General features: G+C 63.7%; 1 protein-coding gene. It reads right to left on the bottom strand.

All coding sequences use genetic code 11. The features are described 5' to 3' along the window. Positions 1–1,270: glyoxylate carboligase (gene gcl, locus EOA85_RS35495; RefSeq protein ID WP_127212746.1), on the bottom strand; the 1,270-nt coding region annotated here is incomplete at both ends.

The raw sequence follows: 1,270 nt of genomic DNA, 5'->3' as shown, positions 1-1,270 counted from the left end.
TCCTTCCGGTTGACGTTCTCGAAGGCGAGGCTGACCTCGAAATCCATCGAAAAGCCGCGCTGCGCCTGACGGATCAGGCCGAGATAGGCATTGTTCACGACGACGTGGATATAGGGCAATCTGTGCTGCGCGCCGGCCGCCAGCTCCTCGATCATGAACTGGAAATCATAGTCGCCGGACAGCGCCACTATATTGCGGTGCGGATCGGCGGCGCGAACGCCGAGTGCTGCCGGCAGCGTCCAGCCGAGCGGGCCGGCCTGGCCGCAATTGATCCAGTTGCGCGGCTTGTAGACATGCAGGAACTGCGCGCCGGCGATCTGCGAAAGCCCGATCGTGGTGACATAGGTGGTGTCGCGGCCAAATGCTTTGTTCATCTCCTCATAGACGCGCTGCGGTTTCAGCGGCACCTGGTCGAAATGCGTCTTGCGCTTCATCGTCTTCTTGCGGGCAAGGCATTCCCTGGCCCAGCCCGACCAGTCGCGCAATTTTCCCGCCGTCCTCCACTCGGTGGCGACGTCGAGCAGCATTTTGAGCGCCGCACCGGCATCCGACACTACACCGAGCTCCGGCGCGAAGACGCGGCCGATCTGAGTGGGCTCGATGTCGACGTGGATGAATTTTTTGCCCCTGGTGTAGACGTCGACCGAGCCGGTGTGGCGGTTGGCCCAGCGATTGCCGATGCCGAAGACGAAATCAGCCTCGAGCATCGTCGCATTGCCGTAGCGATGCGATGTCTGCAGCCCGCACATGCCGGCCATCAGCCGGTGGTCGTCGGGGATCGCGCCCCAGCCCATCAGCGTCGGGATCACAGGCACGCCAGCAACTTCGGCGAACTCGATCAGCAGGTCCGAAGCATCGGCGTTGATGATGCCGCCGCCGGCGACGATGACAGGCTTTTCCGCCGCGTTGAGCATCGCCAAGGCTTTCTCGGCCTGGCCGCGCGACATGGCCGGCTTGAACGGCACCAGCGGCTCATAGGCATCGATGTCGAACTCGATCTCGGCCAGTTGCACGTCGACCGGCAGATCGACGAGGACCGGACCGGGCCGCGACGAGCGCATCAGGTGGAACGCCTTCTGCAGCGCCATCGGCACCAGATAGGGTTCCATGACGGTGACCGCCCATTTGGCGACAGGCGCGGCGATGGCGGCGATGTCGACGGCCTGGAAATCCTCCTTGTTGAGACGCGCGCGCGGCGCCTGGCCGGTGATACAGAGGATCGGGATGGAATCGGCCGCGGCCGAATAGAGCCCGGTGATCATGTCTGTAC

This window comes from Mesorhizobium sp. M5C.F.Ca.IN.020.29.1.1 (genome assembly GCF_003997375.1).
GTDB classification, from domain to species: Bacteria; Pseudomonadota; Alphaproteobacteria; order Rhizobiales; family Rhizobiaceae; genus Mesorhizobium; species Mesorhizobium wenxiniae.
This window is presented reverse-complemented; position numbering and strand designations above follow the sequence as displayed.